Annotated in this window: 21 protein-coding genes; 12 read left to right on the forward strand and 9 right to left on the reverse strand. The window is 72.1% G+C overall.

What is annotated here, in order from left to right; genetic code table 11:
- Complete coding sequence (locus H516_RS0103490; protein WP_033196670.1) at nt 1-1,977, forward strand: capsular polysaccharide synthesis protein; 1,977 nt, start codon at nt 1-3, stop codon at nt 1,975-1,977.
- A 114-nt stretch (nt 1,978-2,091) separates the two neighbouring features.
- On the forward strand, nt 2,092-3,318 hold the full coding sequence (gene manA, locus H516_RS0103495; protein WP_022888334.1) for a mannose-6-phosphate isomerase, class I: 1,227 nt from the start codon (nt 2,092-2,094) through the stop codon (nt 3,316-3,318).
- 37 nt (nt 3,319-3,355) lie between these two features.
- On the opposite strand, the gene H516_RS0103500 is transcribed toward manA, so the two are convergent.
- Nucleotides 3,356-4,312 (reverse strand): GlxA family transcriptional regulator, encoded by a 957-nt coding sequence (locus H516_RS0103500; RefSeq protein WP_022888335.1) that lies wholly within the window; start codon nt 4,310-4,312, stop codon nt 3,356-3,358.
- A gap of 85 nt (nt 4,313-4,397) precedes the next feature.
- On the opposite strand from H516_RS0103500, the gene H516_RS22800 reads away from it, so the two are divergent.
- The 5 genes from H516_RS22800 to H516_RS18110 all read left to right on the forward strand — a co-directional run bounded on the left by H516_RS22800 (nt 4,398) and on the right by H516_RS18110 (nt 10,978).
- Entirely contained in the window at nt 4,398-4,532 is a 135-nt protein-coding gene (locus tag H516_RS22800) for a hypothetical protein (protein ID WP_022888336.1), read from the forward strand.
- 231 nt (nt 4,533-4,763) lie between these two features.
- Complete coding sequence (gene galE / locus H516_RS0103510; protein ID WP_022888337.1) at nt 4,764-5,726, forward strand: UDP-glucose 4-epimerase GalE; 963 nt, start codon at nt 4,764-4,766, stop codon at nt 5,724-5,726.
- 181 nt (nt 5,727-5,907) lie between these two features.
- Nucleotides 5,908-6,228 carry a WhiB family transcriptional regulator gene (locus H516_RS0103515; protein ID WP_084620253.1) on the forward strand — a complete coding sequence of 107 codons (321 nt, stop codon included), beginning with the start codon at nt 5,908-5,910 and terminating at the stop codon, nt 6,226-6,228.
- A gap of 111 nt (nt 6,229-6,339) precedes the next feature.
- Nucleotides 6,340-9,513: a glycosyltransferase family 2 protein gene (locus H516_RS18100; protein WP_022888339.1), complete on the forward strand. Its 3,174-nt coding sequence runs from the start codon at nt 6,340-6,342 to the stop codon at nt 9,511-9,513.
- Nucleotides 9,503-10,978: a DUF5719 family protein gene (locus tag H516_RS18110; protein WP_022888340.1), complete on the forward strand. Its 1,476-nt coding sequence runs from the start codon at nt 9,503-9,505 to the stop codon at nt 10,976-10,978. Before H516_RS18100 ends, H516_RS18110 begins: the two co-directional genes overlap by 11 nt.
- A gap of 12 nt (nt 10,979-10,990) precedes the next feature.
- On the opposite strand, the gene H516_RS0103530 is transcribed toward H516_RS18110, so the two are convergent.
- Complete coding sequence (locus tag H516_RS0103530) at nt 10,991-11,347, reverse strand: hypothetical protein (protein WP_342663194.1); 357 nt, start codon at nt 11,345-11,347, stop codon at nt 10,991-10,993.
- A gap of 126 nt (nt 11,348-11,473) precedes the next feature.
- Between H516_RS0103530 and H516_RS0103535 the strand changes: the two genes are divergently transcribed.
- The 3 genes from H516_RS0103535 (at nt 11,474) to ahcY (ending at nt 14,747) form a co-directional block, all read left to right on the forward strand.
- Entirely contained in the window at nt 11,474-11,689 is a 216-nt protein-coding gene (locus H516_RS0103535; protein ID WP_022888342.1) for a DUF3499 family protein, read from the forward strand.
- Nucleotides 11,686-13,119 (forward strand): phosphomannomutase/phosphoglucomutase, encoded by a 1,434-nt coding sequence (locus tag H516_RS0103540; protein ID WP_051138666.1) that lies wholly within the window; start codon nt 11,686-11,688, stop codon nt 13,117-13,119. Before H516_RS0103535 ends, H516_RS0103540 begins: the two co-directional genes overlap by 4 nt.
- 146 nt (nt 13,120-13,265) lie before the next feature.
- Nucleotides 13,266-14,747 (forward strand): adenosylhomocysteinase, encoded by a 1,482-nt coding sequence (ahcY, locus tag H516_RS0103545; protein ID WP_026378372.1) that lies wholly within the window; start codon nt 13,266-13,268, stop codon nt 14,745-14,747.
- A 188-nt stretch (nt 14,748-14,935) separates the two neighbouring features.
- Here the strand turns inward: ahcY and H516_RS0103550 are convergent, their stop codons facing one another.
- Nucleotides 14,936-15,778, reverse strand: coding sequence for an RDD family protein (locus tag H516_RS0103550; RefSeq protein WP_022888345.1), 843 nt, complete (start codon nt 15,776-15,778; stop codon nt 14,936-14,938).
- A gap of 17 nt (nt 15,779-15,795) precedes the next feature.
- Here H516_RS0103550 and H516_RS0103555 point away from each other — a divergent pair, with 17 nt between their 5' ends.
- Nucleotides 15,796-16,791, forward strand: coding sequence for a stage II sporulation protein M (locus H516_RS0103555; RefSeq protein ID WP_022888346.1), 996 nt, complete (start codon nt 15,796-15,798; stop codon nt 16,789-16,791).
- Nucleotides 16,792-17,117: 326 nt separating this feature from the next.
- Here H516_RS0103555 and H516_RS0103560 read toward each other — a convergent pair whose 3' ends face one another.
- From H516_RS0103560 to H516_RS18125, 6 genes are all read right to left on the reverse strand, one after another.
- Nucleotides 17,118-17,852, reverse strand: a complete 735-nt coding sequence (locus tag H516_RS0103560; protein ID WP_022888347.1) for an aquaporin — start codon at nt 17,850-17,852, stop codon at nt 17,118-17,120.
- Between the two features lie 185 nt (nt 17,853-18,037).
- Nucleotides 18,038-19,375, reverse strand: coding sequence for a DUF58 domain-containing protein (locus H516_RS0103565; RefSeq protein WP_022888348.1), 1,338 nt, complete (start codon nt 19,373-19,375; stop codon nt 18,038-18,040).
- Nucleotide 19,376: 1 nt separating this feature from the next.
- Nucleotides 19,377-20,411 (reverse strand): AAA family ATPase, encoded by a 1,035-nt coding sequence (locus tag H516_RS0103570; RefSeq protein ID WP_022888349.1) that lies wholly within the window; start codon nt 20,409-20,411, stop codon nt 19,377-19,379.
- Nucleotides 20,408-21,679, reverse strand: a complete 1,272-nt coding sequence (locus H516_RS18115; RefSeq protein WP_022888350.1) for a DUF4350 domain-containing protein — start codon at nt 21,677-21,679, stop codon at nt 20,408-20,410. Before H516_RS18115 ends, H516_RS0103570 begins: the two co-directional genes overlap by 4 nt.
- A complete protein-coding gene (locus H516_RS18120) occupies nt 21,676-22,335 on the reverse strand; it encodes a DUF4129 domain-containing protein (protein ID WP_051138667.1) in 660 nt (219 codons plus the stop codon). Before H516_RS18120 ends, H516_RS18115 begins: the two co-directional genes overlap by 4 nt.
- A gap of 2 nt (nt 22,336-22,337) precedes the next feature.
- Nucleotides 22,338-23,618, reverse strand: a complete 1,281-nt coding sequence (locus H516_RS18125; protein WP_157432131.1) for a hypothetical protein — start codon at nt 23,616-23,618, stop codon at nt 22,338-22,340.
- 157 nt (nt 23,619-23,775) lie between these two features.
- Between H516_RS18125 and mtrA the strand changes: the two genes are divergently transcribed.
- Nucleotides 23,776-24,456: an MtrAB system response regulator MtrA gene (mtrA, locus tag H516_RS0103590; RefSeq protein WP_026378375.1), complete on the forward strand. Its 681-nt coding sequence runs from the start codon at nt 23,776-23,778 to the stop codon at nt 24,454-24,456.
- The last annotated feature ends 7 nt before the right edge of the window (nt 24,457-24,463 follow it).

A 24,463-nucleotide genomic window follows, 5' to 3' on the forward strand; every position in this document is an offset into this window, starting at 1 on the left:
ATGGACGTGAAACGCACGGTTGCTCGACGGGTCCGGCGCTACCTCCCCGCACCGGTGACCGCGCCGCGAGTCAATCTCATCTCGAATCCGCGCTTCGTCGCCGCAGGGGGCATCGGCTCATCGCCCGACGGCTACTACGTGCATGTCAACAACACCGTCGAGGTCTCGACCGACTGGTCCGTCGCGCCCGGCGGGCGGTCGCTCAGAGTCGAGGGCGTGACGGGCAGTTTCGACACCCATTTCGCGCCGGAAGGACGTGACGGTGCCTTCCGAACCGGGCTCGTACCCGGTCGAACATATCGAGCGAGCGCGGTCGTCTACGTTCCGAAGCGACTCACAGGTCAGGTCGCGAAGACCCGGCTGTCGATCTCACCGGGTTGGGAGATCGCGGGCGTCAAGCACTGGAACCCCGACCCGTCGGCCTCAGCGGACGACGCACCGGGCGAGCACGCGATCACCCACGAATTCACCGTGCCCGCCACGGCCACCGGCGCCTGGATCCGCTATGTCTCGGGCATGGCCGCCGGCGGCGGCGTCGTCTATTGGGATCAGCTCTCGTTGGTCGAGGATGCACGAGACATCACCTACTTCGACGGTGCGATGCGACCGACGGACTTCCACGAGTTCGGTTGGCAGGGCGACGCCGACGGCTCGCCCTCGGTGCGATCATTGCGATCGCTCCCCGAGATCGTCGGGTCCGCCCCCGACCTGCCTTCGCTTGCGCGAAAGATGCTCGCCGAGCTCGACGACGAGGTCGAGCGACGGGCGGTGGAGACCTGGGTTCGACGTCGGCACGGCGCCGATCGTGAGTCGAGCTACTTCGCGGGTCTTCTCGCCTCCGCGTACGGCGACGCCGACCGCGCTCGTCACGAGTTCACCGCCGCGCTCGGGAGCACGGCGTTCCCCGGGGCCGTCCACCTCGAACTGGGGCGGCTCGCCGCGGCGGCGGGCGACCTGACTCGAGCGAACACGGAATTCGAAGCCGTCACCGCCGGCGAGCAGCGTGCCGAGGCGCTCTACCGGCGCGCCGCGATCGCCGACAAGCGAAGCGACCTCGCCGCGTCGAGGCGTCTCTCGGTCGAGGCGGGCGGGGCCGACGGCGCTCCGCCGTTCGACATCGACCGCGCGCTCGACACCGACCCGAAGGCGATGTGGGTGCGGCGCGAGCTCGGCATCTTCGTCAGAGACCATCTCGACGAGATCCGGGCACGAGCGGCCAACCCCGTCCGCACCGCCTCGTCCATCGCGACCGACGAGCATCCTCCCGTCTTCACATACTGGCATCAGGGATTCAGCCAGGCACCCGCCATCGTGCGGCGGTGCCACGAGTCGATGCAGCAGCACACGGCACCCGGTCGGCTGCACGAACTCGACGCCTCGAACCTCGGCTTCTATTCGGGCCTACCGGCACAGGTGATCCGTGACGTGGGGGCGAACTACACCCACCTCTCCGACCTGATCCGGCTCGACGTCCTGAGCAGGTTCGGCGGCGTCTGGCTCGACGCGACCTGTCTGCTCACCGGCGATGCGATCGACTCCGAGCCGGCGCTCACGCGGCAGGAGTTCTTCGTCTTCAACTACTCGGGACCGCGCATCGGTACGTGGTTCATGGCTTCACGACCTGGCGCGTACAGCATCTTGATGCTCCGTGAGGCGATGCTCCTCTGGTGGGAGCGCGAACGTCGTCTGCTCGACTACTTCCAGTTGCACTACACGCTCGAGATGCTCTATTGGTTCGACGAGCGGTTCGCCGCCGAATGGGACGCTTCCGAGCACCGGCATCCGCGGGCAGCGCTGGCCCTGCAAGCGGCGCTCCATCGTCCGAACGAAGATGGTCAGTTCGAACGCCTGCTCGCCGACTCCTGGGTGCACAAGCTCACCTACAAACACGACGTCGCCCGAGCCGGTGTCGACAGCATCGCCGGTGCGATCGTCCGAGGCGAGGCGAACCGCGTCTCCTTCCGCGCTCGCGATTGACCCGGCTGCACTGCGCACGTGCGGTGCCCGAGAGGGCGGCGCGCGGAAGTGCTCGATTCGCCGTCGCACAGCCGTTGGTAGCTTGGAGCCACGCCGAGGAAAGGGACAGCACGAATGTTCGTGGCGATCGACAACACCCCCCGCGACTACGCCTGGGGCTCGAGGAGCGCGATCGCCGAATATCGCGGTAGGCCGGCCTCTGGCGGCCCCGAGGCCGAGCTCTGGCTCGGTGCGCACGCGGGGTCGCCCGCACGGATCGTCGACACGGCGTCCGTCGGGCACGCCGACCTCGTCGAGTGGATCGCCGCCGAACCTCGCACTGCGCTCGGCCCCGAGCTCGCCGCGAAGGGCGCGCGGCTCCCGTTCCTCCTGAAGATCCTCGCGGCGGGCGCGCCGCTCTCGTTGCAGGCGCACCCGACCCCCGAGCAGGCGTGCGCGGGCTTCGCCCGCGAGGAGGCCGAGGGGGTGCCGATCGACGCCTACGACCGCAATTACAAGGACGAGTTCCACAAGCCCGAGCTCATCGTGGCGGTGAGCGAGACCTTCGACGCGCTGTCGGGCTTCCGCCCGCTCGACGAGGTGCGCGGGGTGCTCGCCGCGCTCAGGGCCGCCGACGAGGCATCCGGTGCGCCCGAACCGGGTGCGCTCGACCTGCTCGAATCGCGACTCTCGGGCGCCGACCCGCTGCGCACGACCGTCGAGTGGCTGCTGACCGACGGCCGAGGCGGCGACACCGGCGAAGCGAGCTGGGTCGTCGAGCGGGTGGTTGCGCTCGCCGCGGCACCCGAGGCCGCGGCCTCGTCGTACGCCGAGTCGTTCGCGACGGTGGGGTCACTCGCCGAGGCGTACCCCGGTGACCCCGGAATCGTCATCTCGCTGCTGCTCAACCGGGTGCGACTGCGCGCGGGGGAGTCGCTCTACCTCGCCGCCGGCAACATCCACGCCTACCTCGACGGTCTCGGCATCGAGCTCATGGCGGCGAGCGACAACGTGCTGCGCGGCGGGCTCACGCCGAAGCACATCGATGTCGCCGAACTCGTCGACATGCTCGACTTCACGCCGGGGCCGCCGCCTCGGCTCGAGCCTGAGCAGACCGCACCGGGGGTCGAGACCTTCCGCCCCGACGTGCCCGACTTCGTGCTGCACAAGGTGACCGACGGCGGGGTGGAGCTCGACGGGCCCGCGATCGTGATCGCCGACGGCGCCGCGGTCACGCTGCGCGGTGAGGTCGGTGAGGCGCGCCTCGAACGCGGCGAGGCCGCCTACGTGACCCCCGACGAGGGGCGCATCGCGGTGAGCGGGCAGGGATCCGCCTGGATCGCCACGAACGGCGCCGGCTGAGCGGGCGGGTGGGCCCGAGGCATCCGGCCAGCGCGCCTCAGCTCGCGACGCGCAGCCCGAACAACCGTCGATAGGCCGTCGGCGTCGTCTGCAACACCTTCACGAAGTGGTGCCGCATGACGGCGGCGGCGCCGAACCCGGTGTCGCGGGCGATCTGCTCGAGGTTGAGGTCGGTCTCCTCGAGGAGTTGCTGTGCGCGCAGCAGCCGCTGACGGTTGAGCCAGGCGTTCGGCGTGGTGCCCGTCTCCGCCCGGAACCTGCGGGCGAAGGTGCGCGGCGACATGAGCGCGGTGCGGGCGAGCCGGTCGACGGTGAGGTCTTCGTCGAGGTGCTCGAGCATCCACGTGGTGATCGTCGCGAACGAGTCGCTTCGGCACTCGCCGATGGGCGTCTGGATGAACTGCGACTGGCCGCCGTCGCGCTGCGGGGGCACCACCATGCGGCGGGCGATGATGTTCGCGGCGCTCGCGCCGAGCTCGGAGCGCACGATGTGGAGGGCCGCGTCGATGCCCGCGGCCGTGCCGGCGCCGGTGACGACCTTGTCGTCTTGCACGAAGAGCACGTCGGGGTCGACGTCGGTCGTCGGGAACTCGGCGGCGAGGCGGTCGGTGTACATCCAGTGGGTGGTGGCGCGTCGCCCGTCGAGCACGCCGGCGCGGCCGAGCGTGAACGCGCCCGAGCAGACGCTGAGGACCCAGGCGCCGCGCGCGACCGCATCGCGGATCACCTCGGCGACGCGTTCGTCGAGCGGTTCGTCGATGAGGGCGGCGGGCACTGCGACGAGGTCGGCGGTGCGGGCGAACTCGAGCCCCTCGTGCACGACGATGTCGAACCCGAGCTTCGTCGAGATGGGGCCGGGTTCGGCGGCGACGACATGGAAGTCGAAGCTCGGCCCGCCCTGTTCGGAGCGGTCGATGCCGAAGACCTCGCAGATCACGCCGAATTCGAACGGCGCCATCTGCGGGATGGCGAGACAGGCGATGGAGTGGAGCACGGTGCCCTCCGCTTGGCAGAAAACGATCGATTGCTGTCTACTCTGCCACTTTCGGCAGTTTCTGGCAATACGTAGATTAACTGCCATGACCATCCTCCTCCTCGTGCTCGCGGGGCTCGCCGTCTGGGCCGTCCTCGCCACGGTGCTCCGACTCGACGGCGACGGCTACGGCCGTCCCGAGATCCGCGACCGCAATCGCCACGTCGAACGCCTCGGGTAAGGTCGGGCCCCGGTTTCGAGACGCTCGCTGCGCTCGCTCCTCAACCAGCTGGAATGCGGTTTCGAGACGCTCGCTGCGCTCGCTCCTCAACCAGCTGGAACGACGCTCGCTGCGCTCGCTCCTCAACCAGCTGGAACGACGCTCGCTGCGCTCGCCCTTCGACTCGCTCACCCGGCCCGCCGGTTACGATCGGGTGGGCGCCGGAGACACCGCCGCCGGGAGAGGCGGAACATGAGCTGGCTGGTCACCGGAGGAGCGGGCTACATCGGTTCGCACGTCGTGCGGGCATTCGCGGCGAAGGGCATCGACACCGTCGTCGTCGACGACCTCTCCTCCGGGCGGCGCGGTTTCGTGTCCGACGGCATCCCCTTCGTGCAGGGGTCCATCCTCGACGGGCGGGTGCTCGAGTCGGCGTTCGAGCGATACGACATCCGCGGCGTCGTGCACCTCGCCGGGTACAAGTACGCCGGCGTCTCGGTGCAGCGGCCGCTGCACACCTACCAGCAGAACGTCACGGGCACGGCGACCCTCCTCGCGGCGATGGAGGCCAAGGGCGTCTCGAGCATCGTCTTCTCCTCGAGCGCCGCGGTGTACGGCACGCCCGACGTCGATCTCGTCACCGAGGCGACCCCGAAGCATCCCGAATCGCCGTACGGCGAGTCGAAGCTCATCGGCGAGTGGCTCCTCGCCGACCAGGCCCGGGCGGCCGGCCTCGCCCACACGAGCCTGCGCTACTTCAACGTCGTCGGATCCGGCACGCCCGAGGTGTTCGACCCGAGCCCGCACAACCTCTTCCCGCTCGTGTTCGACGCGCTGCTCGACGGCCGCACGCCGCGTATCAACGGCGACGACTACCCGACGCCCGACGGCACCTGCGTCCGCGACTACATCCACGTGGCCGACCTCGCCGAGGCCCACGTCGTCGCGGCCCAACGGCTCGAGGCGGGCGAGCCGGTCGAGCCCGTGTACAACCTCGGATCGGGCGACGGCGTCTCGGTCGGCGAGATCATGACGGCGGTCGCCGAGGTCACCGGCATCGCGTTCGCTCCCGAGATCGCGGCCCGTCGCGCAGGCGACCCGGCGCGCATCGTGGCCTCGGGCGAACTCGCGGCACGCGACCTCGACTGGCGTATGCGCCACTCGCTCACCGACATGGTGCGGAGCGCCTGGGACGCACGCCGCGCCGCGAGCTGAGCACGGGGCATCCGCACCCGATTCATAACGTCTCCCCAACACCCGGCGTGTCGTGAACGTCCTGAAGCCTCGATGACGGATTGAGGGTTTACGATCTACGACTTGACTCTCGCGAACTACACCGGTGTAATTGGTCGTGACACACCCTCTGGGTGGTCGGTACAACTGGGTGGGAGACGATATGGGAAGTCCTGAATATCGTTCTGGAGTACCTGACGATTGGTTCATCGATCCGGTCAGGCTGGGAGTTCCCGGCGTGCGGCCGACGGTCGACGATGACAATCCGTTGGCGTGGCAGAGCGACGCATTGTGCGCGCAGACCGATCCCGAGGCGTTCTTCCCTGAAAAGGGCGGATCGACTCGGGACGCGAAGAAGATCTGCACCGGTTGCGAGGTTCGAGGCGACTGCCTCGAGTACGCGCTCGGCAACGACGAGCGCTTCGGTATCTGGGGCGGGCTCTCCGAACGCGAGCGGCGCAAGCTCCGCAAGCGGGCGGTGTGAGACGCGGGGCCTGCTTCGGCAGGCTCCGCGCTCGGCTTTCCGGCCGTCGTTTTCGAGGCGCGCCCGCCTCGCTTGCGGATGCCGCGGGGTGCGCCGCTTAGGCTGACCCCGATGTTCCCCAGAGTCACCGCCGTCCTCGTCGTGCACCACGGCGGCGACCACCTGCGCCAGACGCTCGATGCCCTCCACCTGCAGGAGCGGATGCCCGACGCCCTCGTCGTCGTGCTCACCGAGGCCGATGACGTCGCACGCGAGCAGGTCGCCGCGGCGTCGCCGTCCCACCTCGTCGACCTCTCCCAGCATCTCTCGTTCGGCGAGGCGATCCGTGCCGCCGACCGGGTGCTCGAGGCTCCCGGGGGTGATGCTGACGCGCTGTGGCTGCTCGCGGAGGACAGCGCGCCGGCCCCCGATGCGCTCGCACAGCTCGTCGCCTCCCTCGAGACCGCGAAGTCGGTCGCCGTCGCGGGCCCCAAGCTCGTCGACTGGGACGAGCCCGAGCGAATCGTTCGATTCGGCCGCTCGATCACCCGGCTCGGGCGGAGCGTCGCGATCGTCACCGATGAACTCGACCAGGGCCAGCACGACGGGCTCAGCGACGTCCTGGTACTCGATCCCGCGGCGATCCTCGTGCGCCACACCGTCTTGCGGGCCCTCGGCGGATTCGACCCGGGGCTCCCCACCGTCGACGACGCGCTCGACCTCTCGATCCGCGCCCGCCTGGCGGGGCACCGGGTCGCGGTCGTCCCCGAGGCGAAGGTGCGCTTCGCCGGGGTCGGGGTCGCCGGACCCGAAGTCGGACCGCGGGCGCGCACGACGCGCCGCCGTGTGCGGGCGACCCGTGCAGCTCAGCTCCACCGCAGACTCGTCTACGCACCGCTCCCGTTCGTGCCGCTGCACTGGCTGAGCTTCCTGCTGCTCGCCGTCGTCCGCTCGGTCCGGCTGCTGCTCGTCAAGGCGCCCGGAGCCATCCCCGGCGAGTTCGCCGCGGCATTCACGACGATGTTCTCGGGCGCACGGGTGCCTCGGGCTCGGCGCGCGCTGAAGTCGGCGCGCACGGTCGGCTGGTCGGCGATCGCGCCGCTGCGCATGCAGCCCGACGAGATGCGGCGCCGTCGACAGCACTCCGCCGAGGCGCGGCGCGAGCGGGCGCGGGGGCGCAAGCACGAGCTCCAGTTCATCGGCACCGGCGGGGGATGGATCCTCCTCGCGACGGCGGCCGCCTCCGTCGGGCTCTTCTCGTGGCTGCTCGGCTCGGGCGGGGTCGGCGGAGGGGCACTCCAGCCGCTCTCGGGCGATGTCGCCGAGCTCTGGCGCAACGCCGCCTACGGCTGGCGCGACCTCGGCACCGGCTTCGTGGGCGCAGCCGACCCGTTCGCCGGGGTCCTCGCCGTCATCGGCTCGGCGGCGTTCTGGGCGCCGTCGTTCGCGCTCCTCGTGCTCTGGCTGCTCGCGATCCCGGCCGCCGCGGTCGGCGCCTGGTTCGCCGCCTCGCGACTGACCGAGCGGGCCTCGGTGCGCGCCGTCGCCGCACTCCTCTGGGCCTTCGCGCCGCCGTTCCTCGTGGCGCTCGGTGACGGTCGCCCCGGGGCCGTGCTCGCCCACGTGCTGCTGGCCTGGTTCGCGTTCGCCGCATTCGGCGCCGCCACGTCGTGGGCTGCGGCGGCGACCGCCTCGCTGCTCCTCGCCGCTCTCGTCGGCGCCGCCCCGAGTCTCGTGCCCGCGCTGCTGGTGGCGTGGGTCGTCGCGCTCGCGCTGAGCGGGCGCGCCTGGGTACGCCTCATCGGCCTGCCGATCCCCGCCCTCGTGCTCGCGCTGCCGCTCGTGGCCGATCAGCTCCGCCGCGGCACTCCGCTCGGCCTCCTGGCCGATCCGGGACTCCCGGTCGGGAGCGAGATCCCGACGATCTGGCAACTCGCCCTCGGACTGCCCGACGGAGGCTGGGGCGGCTGGGACAGCTTCTTCTCCTCCTCCGGCTCCGTCGACTTCCGCATCGCGCTCAGCGCCCTCGTGCTCCCGCTCGTGCTCGTCGCGCTCGCCGCGGTGCTCACCCGCACGCTCAGGCCGGCGGCGCTCGCGCTCGGGATCGCACTTCTCGGCTTCGCCACAGCGGTGGCCGCAGCCCACCTCGCAGTCGGCTCGGCCGGCGCGCACGCCATCCCGATCTGGACTGGAGCGGGCCTCAGCCTCGCCTGGCTCGGGCTCGTGCTCGCCGCGGTGCTCGCGCTCGATGCGATGCGACGCGGACGCGCCCTGCTCGGATGGGTGGTGTTCGCCGCCATGGCCGCCGCGGTCCTTCCGACCGGGGTCGCCCTCGCGACGGGCGCGGTCGCGGTGCAGCCCGCCGCGGCGCGCACCCTGCCCGCCTTCGTCGGCGCGGAGGCCGAGACCGACCCGCGGGTCACGACGCTCCGTCTGACGCCCGACACCGATGGAAGCCTGCGCGCGACCCTCGAGCGCGGCACCGGAACCACGCTCGACGACCAGTCGACGCTCGCCGCGACCGAGCGGACGCTGTCGGCCGAGGAGGAGGAGCTCGCGCTCGTCGCCGGCAACCTCGCTTCGCGCAGCGGAGCGGACGCCGAGGCGGCGGTACGCGAGTTCGGCGCCTCCTTCGTGCTGCTCGACGAACCGGCAGACCCCGACGACACCGCGGCGGTCGCGATCGCCGATCGGGCGCGCACGGCGCTCGACGCCAATTCCGCGCTCGTGGCCGTCGGCGAGACCGACTTCGGCACGCTCTGGCGCTTCACCGCCGCCGAGCCCGACGCTCCGGCCGCGCAGATCCCGGCCGGCGCCGGAGGCTGGATGGCGGGGGTCGTCACTGCGGTGCAGCTCCTCGTGCTGGGCGCGACCCTGCTGCTCTCGATCCCCACCGGCGCCGGGCGGGAGGCGGACCGCCGCCCTGAGCGCCGCCGCCCGGTGACGCCGAGCCGTCGGAAGGAACGGACCGCGGCCGAGGGCGCGCAACCCGGCTCCGATGCCGAGCAGGCTGTCGCAACTGACGACGCGGAGGCGGGTTCGGCTTCCGTCGAAACGGCTGCCGAAGCACCCGAACCCGAGGCACCCGAACCCGAGACACCCGAACCCGAGGCACCCGAACCCGAGACACCCGAACCCGAGGCACCCGAACCCGAGACACCCGAACCCGAGGCACCCGAACCCGAGACACCCGAACCCGAGGCACCCGAACCCGAGACATCCGAACCCGAGACCGGGCCCGCCCCCGAACCCGAGGGCCAAGATGAACCGACCCCCGAGAGCGAAGGAGATGACGATGGCCGATAAGCGCGAACTCGCTCGCGACATCGCCCGCGTGGGCGGTCGCGCCCTCGCTCTCGTGCTGGCCGGCGGCATCGCGGCGGCGGCGCTCGCCGCGGCGGCACTCGTCCCGTGGCCCGAGTTCCGCGTCGAGCCGCCCTCGACGGTGGTGGAGCCGGCCGAGACGGGCCAGCTGCGCGTCTGCCCGGGCCCGTTGCTCTCGCTCGGCGACGACGCCGCCGACGCGACGACCGCCGTCTCGGTCGGCTCGACCTCGGTCACGACGGGCGTCTCGCCCGACGACGTCGAGATCACCGAGACGCCGCTCGGCGCGCCCGAGAACCCGAACGCCGACCGCGACGGAAGCCCGCTCGCCCTGACCACCGGGGCCGGTGCCGCCGGGGTCGGAGAAATGGCGGGGGCGCAGGGTCAGCGCAGCGAACGCGAGACGATCGCCGGATTCGCCGCCGCCGCCTGCGACGAAGCGGTCGCCGAGGCCTGGCTCGTCGGCGGCGCCACCGATGTCGGGCGGAGCAGTATCGTGCTGCTCTCCAACCCCAGCGAGGTCGCCGCCGACGTCGACGTGCGCGTGAGCGGGGAGAACGGTCCGGTCGACGCCCCCTCGGCGCTCGGCATCACGGTTCCGGCCGGCGAGCAGCGCGTGCTCTCGCTCGCGGGGCTCGCACCGAACCTCCGCTCACCGGTGGTGCACGTGACCAGCACGGGCGGCGCGATCGCGGCCACGCTCGAGCACTCGGTCGTCGAAGGCCTCACGCCGGCGGGCGTCGAGCTGGTCGGGCCGACGGCGATGCCCGCGACGACCCAGGTGATCCCCGGCTTCGTGGTGCCGAACGCCGGCGGCGTCGACCCGGCCGACGACCACGCCGAGGGCGACGACCACCCGGCGGTGCGGCTCTTCGCGCCCGGCGACGAGCCCGTGGAGGTCTCGATCGGCGTCGCCTCGGAATCGGGCGGCGGCGGTGCGGGCATCGACGTCTCGCTCGAGCCGGGCCAGACGACCGATGTGCCGCTCGGCGAGCTCGACGAGGGCGACTACACGATCACGCTCGAGGCCGACGCGCCGATCGTCGCCGCGGCCCGAGCCACGACCGGCACCCCGCAGGCGCAGACCGCTCCCGGCGGCGACGACGAGGACGCCTCGGTCGATCTCGGCTGGACCGTGGCCACGACGCCGCTGCTCGACGCCGCGGTCGTGGCCGTGCCGCAGGGCCCGGGGCCGGTGCTGCACCTGCTGAAGCCGGGCGACGAGGAGCTCGACGTCGTGGCGGTGATCGATGGAGAGGAGCGCTCGCTCCGCCTCGCCCCTGGGGAGGCGGCGTCGCTCGAGCTGGAGCAGCGCAGCGTCGTCGAGCTCGGCGGTGCGGCCGGGGTGCACGCCACCGTGTCGTTCTCAGGCGAGCGCGCGCTGTCGTCGTTCCCGGTGCGCCCGCCCGGCCCGCTCGACTCGCCGATCACCGTCACCCCGCGCTGAGCGGGCGCCGCGTCAGAAGTGCCGGTACCGTCCGGGCGCGAGTTCCCACGGGTCGCGGCCGAGGAGGTCGGCGACGGCGCGGAAGACGCAGCTCTCCACGAGCAGCTTCTCGTCGCGCTCCTCGCCCTCCTGGAGCCGCAGGAAGCGCACGATCGGGAGTCGGAAGAAGACGATCCGACGCTCGTCGTGGTAGACCTTCCAGCGGTCGATGTGATCGTCGTGGATCGCTTCGGCGGGGGCCTGAGCGACCTCGAACACGACTCCGTCGAGCTCGGGCCAGAGCCCGCGCAGGTACGAGGCGGTCGTGCCGATGGTGAGCTCGAACTCGTCGAGCCGGGTCGAGAGCAGCGGCAGGTGCGGACCGGTCACGGGGGAGCGCATCCCGCGGCCGTGGCGGTCACGAGCGAGCCGTCTCGGAGAGCGGGGCACGACACGACGGGAGCGGGGCATGCATTCCATCCTATTGTCGGCGCCGATCGCTACTCTTGATCTGCCATGAGACGTTGTTCGCGAACCGCATGCGCCGCCGAGGCGGTCGCGACGTTGACCTTCGACTACGCCGAGTCGACCGCGGTGCTCGGCCCGCTCGCCGTCGTGCGCGAGCCCCACGGTTACGATCTCTGCGCCCGGCACGCCGAGCGCACCTCCGCCCCCGTGGGTTGGCAGGTCGTGCGGCACACCGCACTCGGTGGGGTAGGTTTCAAGGCATGAATTCCCCGGCATCATCCGACGTTCGCGCGCGCCTCGACGCGGTGGTGAAGGCGTACGACGTACGCGGAATCGTGGGCGAGGGCCTCACGGCCGAGACCGTCGAGGCGCTCGGCGCGGCGTTCGTCGACGAGGTCGGGGCTGCCGGCGGTCGGGTCGTGGTCGGGCACGACATGCGCGACTCCTCGCCGGGGTTCGCGGCCGCATTCGCGGCCGGCGCATCCGCCCGCGGCGCCGACGTCGTGTCGATCGGGCTCTGCTCCACCGATGAGAGCTATTTCGCATCGGGTTCGATGGATGCCCCGGCGGCGATGTTCACCGCGAGTCACAACCCGGCCGCCTACAACGGCATCAAGTTCTCCCGCGCGGGCGCTCAGGGCATCTCGCTCGACACGGGCCTCGCGGCGATCCGCGACCGTGCCGCCGACTACCTCGAGCAGGGTCTCGCCGCGGTGCCCGACCCGGGCTCGGTCGTCGAGGCCGACGTGCTCGCCGACTACGCGGCCCACCTCCGCACGCTCGTCGACCTCCGTGGCATCCGCCCCCTGAAGCTCGTCGTCGACGCGGGCAACGGCATGGGCGGTCTCACCGTCCCGGCCGTCCTCGGCGAGGCCGCAGGGCTTCCCGCGTTGCCGCTCGAGATCGTGCCGCTCTACTTCGAGCTCGACGGCAGTTTCCCGAATCACGAGGCGAACCCGCTCGAGCCGGCGAACCTCGTCGACCTGCAGCGCGCGGTCGTCGAACACGGCGCCGACCTCGGGCTCGCTTTCGACGGCGACGCCGACCGGTGCTTCGTCGTCGACGAGCGGGGTGACGCGGTCACGCCGTCGGCGGTCGCCGCGATCGTCGCGCTCCGCGAGATCGGTCGCGTCGCCGCGGCGGGCGAGACGAACGTCAACGTCATCCACAACCTCATCACCTCGCGCTTCGTGCCGGAGACCATCGAGGCGGCCGGTGCCGTGCCGGTGCGCACCAGGGTCGGGCACTCGCTCATCAAAGACCAGATGAAGGCGACGGGCGCGGTCTTCGGCGGAGAGCACTCCGCCCACTACTACTTCCGCGACTTCTGGGGCGCCGACAACGGCATGCTCGCGGCGATGCACGTGCTCGCCGAGTTCGGCGCGCAGGATGCCCCGCTGTCCGACTTCGGCGCGCGGTTCGACCCGTACGCGCTCTCGGGCGAGATCAACTCGGTGGTCGACGACGTTCCGGCCGCGTACACGCGCATCGTCGAGGCGTTCACGGGCCGCGGCGAGTTCGACGAGCTCGACGGCCTCACCGTCGTCGGCCAGACCGCCGGAGACGAGCCGTTCTGGTGGTTCAACGTGCGCCCCTCGAACACCGAGCCGCTGCTGCGCCTGAACGTCGAAGGCGGCGACGAACCCACCATGGTCGCGGTCCGCGACGAGGTCCTCGGGCTCATCCGCGGCTGACTCGCGTCCACCGAACGTCAGTCACTCCTGACCGACGGGGTTTACAGGACAATCGCCGATTGGCAGGACAGGCCTTGCCTGAAGCGTCCTGTCAAGCGACCATCGTCCTGTAAACCCGGGGTGATGAGCCTGCGAGAATGGTGGGCATGAGCATCGAGCCCGCCACCACCGCACTTCCGTACAAGGTCGCCGACCTCTCGCTCGCCGAGGCGGGCCGTCACCAGCTGCGGCTCGCCGAGAACGAGATGCCGGGCCTCATGGCGCTGCGGGCCGAGTTCGGCGCGGCGCAGCCGCTCGCCGGTGCGCGCATCGCGGGCAGTCTCCACATGACGGTGCAGACCGCGGTGCTGATCGAGACGCTCGTCGCGCTCGGCGCGCAGGTGCGATGGGCGAGCTGCAACATCTTCTCCACGCAGGACGAAGCCGCCGCCGCCGTCGTCGTCGGCCCCGAGGGCACCGTCGACGCGCCCGCCGGCGTGCCGGTGTTCGCGTGGAAGGGCGAGACCCTCGACGAGTACTGGTGGTGCACGGACCGCATCTTCGACTGGTCGGCAGAAGCCGCGGAGGCCGGCGCAGGCTGGATCGGCCCGAACCTGATCCTCGACGACGGCGGCGACGCGACGCTGCTCGTGCACCGCGGACGCGACTTCGAGGCCGCAGGCGTCGTGCCCGAGGCATCCGACGCCGACACCGGCGAGTACCGAGTCATCCTCGATACCCTGCGCCGCTCCCTCGAGGCGAGCCCCGACCGCTGGACCCGCATCGCCGGCGAACTCACCGGTGTGACGGAGGAGACCACGACCGGCGTGCATCGCCTCTACGAGCTGCACGCCGAGGGCGGGCTGCTGTTCCCCGCGATCAACGTCAACGACTCGGTGACGAAGTCGAAGTTCGACAACAAGTACGGCATCCGTCACTCGCTGCCCGACGGCCTGAACCGCGCCACCGATGTGCTCATGGGCGGCAAGGTCGCCTTCGTCGTCGGCTACGGCGACGTCGGCAAGGGCGCCGCCGAGGCGCTGCGCGGGCAAGGCGCCCGCGTCATCGTGAGCGAGGTCGACCCGATCTGCGCCCTCCAGGCCGCGATGGACGGCTACCAGGTCGCTCGCGTCGAAGACGTGGTGGGCGAGGTCGACATCTTCGTCACCTGCACGGGCAACAAAGACGTGCTCCGACTCGAGCACATGCTCGAGATGAAGCATCTCGCGATCGTGTCGAACGTCGGTCACTTCGACAACGAGATCGACATGGCCGCCCTCGAGGGCCTCGAGGGCGCCGAGAAGGTCGAGATCAAGCCGCAGGTGCACGAATGGCGACTGCCGACGGGCCGTTCGATCCTCGTGCTGAGCGAGGGCCGGCTCATGAACCTCGGCAACGCGACGGGCCACCCGTCGTTCGTCATGTCGAACTCCTTCACCAACCAGGTGCTCGCGCAGATCGAGCTCTGGACCCGCATCGAGGAGTACCCGATCGGCGTCTACGTGCTGCCCAAGCACCTCGACGAGAAGGTCGCGCGCCTCCATCTCGATTCGCTCGGCGTCGAGCTCACCACGCTCCGCCCCGAGCAGGCGGCCTACATCGGCGTGCCCGTCGAAGGGCCCTACAAGGTCGACCACTACCGCTACTGAGCGCGCTGCGCGCTGCGCGCTGCGCGCTGCTGCTTCGAGTCGTTCTGGGGGTGCTTTCCCGCAGCTCTCTGGGCCGGATCCCGCCGTTGCTTGCGGAAAAGCACCCCCTAGATGAGTGCGCGGGCGCGGGCGCGCGCGCAAGCGGAGCGCGGGCGCGGGGCGCGGGCGGGGCGCGTCAGCGGGGCGCGTCAGCGGTCGGGGAAGCCGGGCGGGGTCGCGGTGAGCACCGGGGCGAGCGCGCCCATGCGCTCGGCCTCGAGCCCGAGCGCCGTGAGCTCGCGCTCGCGGCGGAGGGCGGCGACGCCGGCGAGGAACCGCTCAGCAGGTGCGGCGGGCACGGGGGAGACGTAGGGGGCGACCTCGGCCGCGAGCGAGGCGGCGACCCGATCACGGCTCGCGGGCGCGAGGTGCGGGGCGTTCTGGAAGAACGACGCGACACGACGGGCGAGCGGATCGGGAAGGCGGCCGATGTCGGCGATCGAGGCCCACGCGACGAGTTCGGCCGGCACCCCGAAGGCCGTCGACGGCGGCACCGGAACCCGCTCGACCTGGCCGTGCGTGCCGGCGAGCAGGTCGCCCAGCCGCTTCGACGACGGGTTCAGGAATCCGACGAGCACCGCGAGGCCGCCGAAGGTCATGTAGATCTCGACGACGCCGACGAGCGCACGGATGAACGCGTGCCGGAATCCGATCGCGCCGCCGTCGTCGCGCACCACGCGGAGCCCGAGGGCGAGCTTGCCGAGCGAACGACCCCGCGACGCCGTCTCGACCGTCGTCGGCAGCACGACGAGGACCGCCACGAGACCCGAGATCATTGCCGCCCGGAAGGCCGCCTCGTCGACGCCGAGGCCCGCGAGCAGAAAGACGAGGCCGAGCAGGAGCGCGATGCTCACGAGGACGTCGATCGCGGCGCCGGCGGCGCGGATGAGCGCGCTCGCGGGCCGAAGGTCGAGGCTGACCGCCTCACCGGTCAGGACGCCGTCGTCGTCGAAGCGGACGAGCCTCGCGGGCTCGGCGGTCGTTTCGGCCATGGGTAGTATTCAAGCAGATGGACCTCGAAGCGCTCGCCTCAGCCCGCCGTGACGACTGGCAGCGGCTCGACGCGCTCGCGCGCGGCTCGCGCCTCAGCGGGCCCGAGACCGACGAACTCATCGAGCGGTATCAGGCCGGGGCATCCGACCTCTCGCTCGTGAAGTCGACGGCCGGTTCGACCGCGCTCGGCGACCGACTCTCGCTCTCGCTCGCTCGAGCCAGGTTGCGGTTCACGGGCGCCCCCGAGAACCCGCTGCGCCAACTCGCGCGGTTCGCCGCACTCGATCTCCCGGCCGCGCTCCACCGCATCCGCTGGCTCACGCTCGCGGTTGCGGTGGCGACGTTCGTCATCGCGGCGCTGTACGCATGGTGGATCGCGGGGGATCCCAGAGCGCTCGCCTCGATCGGTTCGGAGCGAGAGCTCCGCCAGATCGCCGAGGAGGGCTTCGCCGCCTACTACTCGGAGCACCCGGCCGGCTCCTTCGCCGGCTCCGTGTGGACGAACAACGCGTGGATCGCCGCCCAGTGCGTCGCGTTCGGCGTGCTCGGCGTCTGGGTGCCGTGGGTGATCATGCAGAACGCGCAGAACCTCGGGGTGAACGCCGCGATCATGTTCGCGTACGACGAGGCCGACACCTTCTTCCTCTACATCGCCCCCCACGGCCTGCTGGAGCTCACCTGCGTGTTCGTGGCGGCCGCAGCCGGACTGCGCATCTTCTGGGCCTGGGTCGCCCCGGGGCCACGGCCGCGCGGGGTCGCCCTCGCCGCCGACGCCCGGGCGCTCTTCACGGTCGCGATCGGGCTCGTGTTCTTCCTCTTCGTCGCGGGGCTCATCGAAGGCTTCGTGACCCCCGCACCGTGGCCCTGGGCCGTCAAGATCGGCATCGGGGCGCTCGTGCTCGGCGGATTGCTGTTCTACATGCTCGTGATCGGTGGCCGAGCACGGCGTGCGGGCGCGACCGGCGATCTCGCGGCGTTCGACGCCGGCGCCACGCGGGTCGTCTCGGGCTGAGGGGCTGCGCGGCTCCGGGGGTGAGGCGCCCGGCGGTGACGGGCTGACGCGCTGAGGCGGTGCGGCGGCGCAGCGCTGCTCGCCCTCGGCCGCGCGTCGCCGAAGCTCCCGCGGGTGGCCGGTGGCGGGTGGCCGGTGGCGGGCGCCGGGTGCCGGCGGCCGGCGCCGGGTGGCGGGCGTTCGGGAGGAGATCGTCCGCTTCGGAGGACGATCCGAGGCATCGCCTCCTCCCGATCGGGCGATCTCCTCCGCGCCCGCACCCGCCAGGGCAACGGCGAAAGGCGGATGCCCCGTGGGGCATCCGCCTTCGTCAGTTGCAGCGTCGGCTACGCGGTGAGCTGCGCGGGACGGTCGAAGACCGCCTTGTAGATCACGCCGGCGAGCAGCGCGCCGACGATGGGGGCGACGATCGAAGCCCAGAGCTGGGTGAGCGCCTCGGTCCCGCCGAAGATCGCGGTCGCGATCGACCGTGCCGGGTTGAACGAACCGTTCGAGACCGGGCCGGCGACGAGCACGAGAACGGTGAGGGTGAGGCCGATGGCGAGCGGGGCGAGGTTCGACGCAGCCCGCCCGGCCGAGGTGACGCCGAGGATCACGAAGAGGAAGATCGCGGTGGCGACGATCTCGGCGATGAGGAACGAACCGAGGCCGAACCCGGACGGCGAGAGTTCGTCGTAGCCGGTCGAGACGCCCTGGAAGATCGCGATGTCGAACTTGGGGCCGGTCGAGAGGATGCCGAGCAGCACCACCGAGCCGAGGATGCCTCCGACGACCTGTGCCGCGAGGTAGCCGAGCACGTCCTTCCAGGCGAAGCGGCCGGCGATCGCGAGGCCGAGGGTGACGGCCGGGTTGAAGTGACCGCCCGAGATCGGCCCGAAGGCGTACACGCCGACGACGACCGAGAGGCCGAGCGCGAACGCGACGCCGAGCAGGCCGGTGTCTGCGGAGGAGAAGATGGCCGCGCCGATCACGCCGAAGACGAGGATGAACGTGCCGAGGAGCTCGGCGATGAGTCGCTGGGCGGTCGACGGAGCGGCGAGGGCGGGTGCAGTGTCAGACATTGGAGTCCCTTTCGTAGGGTCGGCGGGCACGGACGGCGACCGCTGGAGCGTGGCGCCGCCTCATCGGCGCCTTCCAGAGCGTAGCGAGTCGGCCGATCGGCGCCGGTGAACCTCGCGCGAATGTTCGAAAACGACGCGCCGTGCGTCGGCTTGCGTCGGAGCGCGCCGCGTCGGAGCGCGCCGCCTCAGAGCCGCCCCGCCGCCTTGAGCTCGAGGTAGCGGTCGGCGAGGGCCGGTGGCAGCTCGTGGGGCGCCGCCGTGACCGTCTGCGCGCCGAGTCGGCGGATCGCCGCACCGACCCGCTCGCCGTCGAGGAGGCCGCGCTCCGCGGCAGCGGCCCCGTACACCTCGTCGAGGTCGCCGCGCAGCCGACTCGTCTCGAGCATGGCGGGGTCGGCGACGGAGGCGACGACGACGGTGTGGCGGGCGGTGAGCTGCGGCAGCACCGACAGCAGGCCGCGAGCCGAGCCGGGGGAGTCGGCCGCCGTCAGCAGCACGACGAAGGCGTGGCGGCTCGTCACCGCGCGCACCTGACCGGGCACGAGCGTCCAGTCGGCCTCGACGAGCTCGGCGTCGATGCCCGCCATCGTGTCGACCATGCGGGCCAGGAGGTCTGGCCCGCTCGCCCCGTGCACCCGGCCTCGCGGGCGCCGGTCGGTCGCGAGGAAGTCGACGCGGTCGCCCGCGTGCGACGCGAGCGCGGCGAGCAGCAGCGCGGCCTCGTAGCTCGTGTCGAGTCGGGGTTCGTCGGCGATGCGCGCCGCGGCGGTGCGCGAGGTGTCGGCGACGATGACGATCCGCCGGTCGCGCTCGGGGCGCCAGGTGCGCACCATGAGCCGGGTGTTGCCCGGCACCTCGGGGTCGATGTGGCGTGCGGTCGCCCGCCAGTCGATCGACCGCACGTCGTCACCGCGGACGTAGTCGCGGATCGAGTCGAACTCGGTGCCCTGGCCGCGGATGAGGAGCGGCGTCCGCCCGTCGAGCTCACGCAGCCGGGTCAGCCGCGAGGGCAGGTGCACCCGTGAATGGAACGGCGGCAGCACCCGTACCCGTCCGGGCGCCGCGAGCGTCGCCTGTCTCGCCCACAGGCCGAGCGGGCCGGCCGAGCGGAGCGTCACCTGCTGCGTGCGGCGGTCGCCGCGACGGGTCGGCACGAGGTGCAGCGTCATGCGGCGGCGTTCGCCCGCGGGGATCGCGAGCCGGGTGCGATTCGCGCCGGCGACCCCGGCCGAGGGCTCCCAGCCGTCGCGCACGGTGGCGCGGAGCATCCGGCCGCCGAGGTTCTGCACCGTGAGCTGCGACGCGACCGGTTCGCCGAGGCGCACCCGGTCGGGCAGCTCGCGGGGGAAGGCGACCGCCCGGGGCGAAGCCGCGAGCGAGAGGTCGATGATGCCGGCGCCGACGACGAGCAGGAGCCACCCGACGAGCGCGAGCCAGGCGAGGGGCGCGCTGGAGAAGCCCGCCACCACGACGGGGACGACCCCGAGGGCGACGAGCAACGCGAATCGACCGGTCAGCGCCATCTCAGAGCGGCACCTGCACCTGCTGCACGATGCCGCGCAGCACCTGGTCGACCGAGACGCCCTCGAGTTCGGCCTCGGGGCGCAGCTGCACCCGGTGGCGCCAGACGGGCAGCAGCATCGCCTGCACATGGTCGGGCGTGAGCGACTCGTAGCCAGTGAGCCAGGCCCAGGCCTTCGCCGCGGCGAGCAGGCCGGTCGATCCTCGCGGGCTCACGCCGAGCCGCATGGAGGGGCTGCGGCGCGTCGCCCGGGCGAGGTCGACGAGGTAGCCGAGCACGTCGTCCTCGACGCGCACGGTCGCAGCCGCTGCCCGTGCGGCCGCGAGCTCAGCCGCCCCGAGCACGGGCTCGACGCCCGCGGCGGCGAGGTCGTGCGGGTCGAATCCGTCGGCATGGCGGCGCAGCAGCGAGACCTCGGCGTCGCGTTCGGGCACGTCGAGGACGAGCTTCAGGAGGAAGCGGTCGAGCTGCGCCTCGGGGAGCGAGTAGGTGCCCTCGTACTCGATCGGATTCTGCGTGGCCGCGACCATGAACGGGTCGGGGAGCGGCCGGGTCACGCCGTCGGCCGAGACCTGGCGCTCCTCCATCGCCTCGAGGAGCGCGGACTGGGTCTTCGGCGGCGTGCGGTTGATCTCGTCGGCCAGCAGGATGTTGGTGAACACCGGCCCCTCGCGGAACGCGAACTCGCCCGAGCGCGGGTCGTACGCGAGGGAGCCGGTCACGTCGCCGGGCATGAGGTCGGGCGTGAACTGCAGGCGGCGGGTGTCGAGTTGCAGCGTGCGGCTGAGCGTGCGCACGAGGAGCGTCTTCGCGACACCGGGCACACCCTCGAGGAGCACATGCCCGCGGGTGAGCAGCGCGATGATGAGGCCCGTCACCGCGCCGTCCTGCCCGACGACGGCCTTGCCGACCTCGGTGCGCACACGATTCAGCGCGCTGCGCAGTTCGTCGTCGGGCGTGGCGGGCGGCGCGGCAGCGGTCGCTGCCGGGGCCTCTGCCCCCCGGGCCGTCGTCTCGTTCGCGATCGGGTCGGTCATGGTCGCCTTCCTGGGTGGTCCGCAGCCTGCGGGGTGGAGGTCTCTGGTGCGAGTGTCGCATGTACGGCGTGCTCGAGATCGTCGAGCGCATTCGCGAGCTGCACGAGCTCCCGGTCGCCGGTGGGCAGGGCCTCGACGAGCACGGCGCGGACCTGCCCGGGGTCGCGCCCGGTCGCAACGGCCGCCGCTGCCGCGATCTCGGCGACGTCGGCGGTACGCGGCAGCCGCAGCGATGAGGCGATGCGGGCGATCGCACCGAGGCGAAGCTGGTCGAGGGCGTGCGTGCGTGCCGCGCTGCGGGCGTACAGTCGCGCACGGCCGAGCGCGGTCTCGCCGGCGGGGACGTGCACGGGCAGATTCTCGACCACGAGCGGACCGAATCGGCGCCCGCGCCAGACACCGGCGACGACGGTCACGACGACCGCGAGCGCGAGCACCGGACTGACCCAGCCGGGGGTGAGCTCGCCGAGCGTCGGCGCCTGGCCGGGGTCGGCATCGAGGGGGCCGGGCAGGTACCATACGAGCTCTTCGGATGCCCCGGCGAGCCCGATCGCGAGCGCCGCGTTGCCGCGCTCGGTGATGCGGCCGTTCTCGAACGGGGTGGTCGCTCCGACGAGGACGATCCGCCCGTCGCCCGACGACGGCCCGGTCGCGACGGCGTAGCCGTGGTCGCCGTCGCGGAAGCATCCCTGCCAGCCGTCGGCGGTCGCCTCGTCGTCGAGGGTGAACAGCCGCTGGCCGGTCGAGAGCGACCCGGCGCGTTCGGCGGCGGGGAGTTCGCACTCGACCTCGTCGACGGCGCCCGATGCCGCGCCGGCCAGGCGCACACCGGGGGCGAGCGCCTCGAGCGCGGCGAACCCGGGTTCGACGACGACGAGCCGATCGGCGAACATGGCGAGCCGGCTGAGCCGCTGCTCGTCGAGCAGGCCGAACTCGTCGAAGACCAGCACCGTGGCGCCGGACTTCGCGGAGGTGAGCGCCGTGTCGAAGTCGTCGACGGCGCCGACTTCGACGCCATGGGAGCCGAGCACTTCGACGAGGGCCTTCGCCCCGAACGGGGCGGGGTTGTCGGCGCCGAGGCGCTGCCCGGCGCTTCCGCCGCCGCCTCGGATCACGAGCAGGGAGATCGCGCCGAGCACGAGGACGATCGCGAACACGATCCAGATGCGTCGGCGACGGAGGTTCGCACGGAGCGTCGGCGTGATCGCGTCGGCGGGTGCGACGTCGGTCGAGGGCCCGGCGGCCGTCGCGGGCGGTGCCGCGGTCATCGCACGGACTCCACAGCTCGGGCGATCGCGCCCGCGGCACCCGCGGGCCGGGTCTCGGCGAGTTCCGCCTCGAGCGTGCTCGTCCGCTCGTAACCCGCGGCGCTGCCGAGTCCCCCGAGATAGCGCACGCCGTCGAACTCGGCGGCGACCGCCGCGAGTTCGCGCTCACGACTGGGGAAGGGACGGGCGGCCGCCACTGCGAAGGCGTGCGCGGTGGTGCCGGGATGCACCTGCACGAGGTCGCGGTCGACCGTGCCCCGTACGAGAGCGCGGAAACGCTCCTCGATGGCCAGCGGCCAGTCGCCGTTCGCCGCGGCGAGCTCAGCCGCTCGCCGGAGCGCCGCGAGATCGCGGAGGTCGCCATCGTCGAAGAGCGGCACGGCGGACTGCCGGCGCCCACGGAGGCGGGGCGCTCCGAAGACGAGGAACGCGACGACGACGAGCGCGGCGACGGCGAGGACCACGATGAGCGTCACCACCGGCGCGGGCACCCCGCCGGCTCCGTCGAGGAGATCGGCGAACCAGTCGCGGATCGCCTGCATGGCGAGGTCGAAGGCGGTCGGCTTCGAGTTCTGGTACTCGGGCTTCGCGAGCTCGTCCTCGAGCCAACGACGCGCTTCGGGCGCGTCGGGGTCGAGCGGAGTCAGGCCGAACACCGTCAGTGCCGCGGCTGCTCGGGCGCGCCCGCCTCGGGCGGAGCCGGCCAGGCCGTGCCGGGCGGGGTCGTTCCCGGTGCGTACGACGCCGACGCGGCGGCCGGCGTGCCCGACGGCGGCGCGTACGGGTCGCCGGTCGGCGCCGCACCCGCCTCGCGCTGCTCGACGAATCGGGCGAGCTCGAGGTCGAGGCCCTCGGTGCGCATGCGGAGGTCGATGTAGATGACCGCGACGAGCGCGCTCTGCACGACCGCGGTGATCGCACCGATGAGCACCGACAGCACGAGGGTCACGACGCTCGTCACGATCGTGATGCCGAGCGCTGCCCCGGTGCCCGTCGGGTCGATGATCGCGGCCAGGATGGTGCCGATGAGCGACACGGGCTGCACGACGACCTGCGCGGCGACGTTCAGGATGAGCCCGACCAGCAGCAGTGTGCCGAACGTCCGCCAGAAGTAGCCGTTCGTGAGGCGCCACGACCGCCGGACCGCCTGCCCGATGCCGGCGTTCTCGAGCACGATGATGCTCGGCACGATCGAGAGCTTCGTGCCGAGCCAGGCGCCGAGCACCGCGAGGCCGAGCACCCCGAGGAGGGTGAGGAGCACCGCGCCGATCAGGGCCCCGGGCGACGTGAGCGCGGCGATCACGATGATGCCGGTGAATACCGCGACGACGAGGAGCAGCGCCAGGGTGACGAGCGCCGTCCACCCGAGCAGCGGCCAGATTCGGCGCGCGGCGCGACGCCAGAGCGCACCGAATCCGAGGCGCTCGCCCAGGGTTCCGGTCGCGACCTCGACCACCATGACGCCCTGCAGGAACGCCCCCGCGACGAGCGTGAGCGCGATCGGGACGAGCATGAGCAGGAGGAAGGCCCCGACCCCGCCCGACATCACCGCGTCGAAGTCTTCGGTGGCGGCGTTCTCGACGCGGGTGAAGATGAACACCATGAACGGCACCACGACGGCGAGCGTCGCGAGTGCCGAGACGAGCTGCACCACCAGGCCGCTGCCGAAGGTCGCGGCCGGATTGCGGCGCAGCGCCTGGAACGGCGCCCAGAGCAGGGTGCCGAAGCCGAGCGGCCGCAGCGGCAGGAGACCGGGCTTCGGCGGCGGCGCCCATCCGCCGGGCGTCGGCGGGAGCCAGGGCTGCTGCGGGGGCGGCGGAGGACCGTCGCCGCCGGCTGCGGGCGTTGCCGGGGGAGCGCCGTACGGCGGCGGCACCGAGGTTTCGGGAGTCGAACCGCTCGCCGGGGAGCCGGGGGCCTGCCAGTCGTGATCCGACACCTCTACGCGCTCCTTCCGGCGGGATGTCCCCCATGCTCGCACATTCGGCCGAGCAGCACGCCGACCGACTACGCTGGAGCGCACCAGACCGCGCCGCGTCGCACGGCACCGACACGGGACCGCGCCGCGTCGCACGGCACCGACAGGAATGAACGGGATGACTTCACGAGTACTCGTCGTCGACGACGACACGGCCCTCGCCGAGATGATCGGCATCGTGCTGCGTACCGAGGGCTTCGACCCGGTCTTCTGCGCCGACGGCACCGGCGCGCTCGCGGCGTTCCGCGAGGCGAAGCCCGACCTCGTGCTCCTCGACCTGATGCTCCCCGGCGTCGACGGCATCGAGGTCTGCGGTCGCATCCGCGCCGAATCGGGCACGCCGATCATCATGCTGACGGCGAAGTCCGACACCGCCGATGTCGTGAAGGGTCTCGAGTCGGGTGCCGACGACTACATGGTGAAGCCCTTCAATCCGAAGGAGCTCGTCGCCCGCATCCGCACCCGGCTCCGGCCGACCCCCGACCCGGTGGTCGCGACGCTCGGCATCGGCGACCTCGTGATCGATGCGGCCGGCCACGAGGTGCGCCGCGGCGATACCCGCATCAACCTCACCCCGCTCGAGTTCGACCTGCTCCTCACCCTCGCCTCGAAGCCGCAGCAGGTGTTCACCCGCGAGATGCTGCTCGAGCAGGTCTGGGGCTACCACTACAAGGCCGACACCCGGCTCGTGAACGTGCACGTGCAGCGGCTGCGGGCGAAGGTCGAGCACGACCCCGACAACCCGCGCATCGTCATGACGGTGCGCGGCGTCGGCTATCGCGCCGGCGCCACGACCTAGGCGACGG

This window comes from Agromyces italicus DSM 16388, assembly GCF_000421545.1.
Classification (GTDB): Bacteria; Actinomycetota; Actinomycetes; order Actinomycetales; family Microbacteriaceae; genus Agromyces; species Agromyces italicus.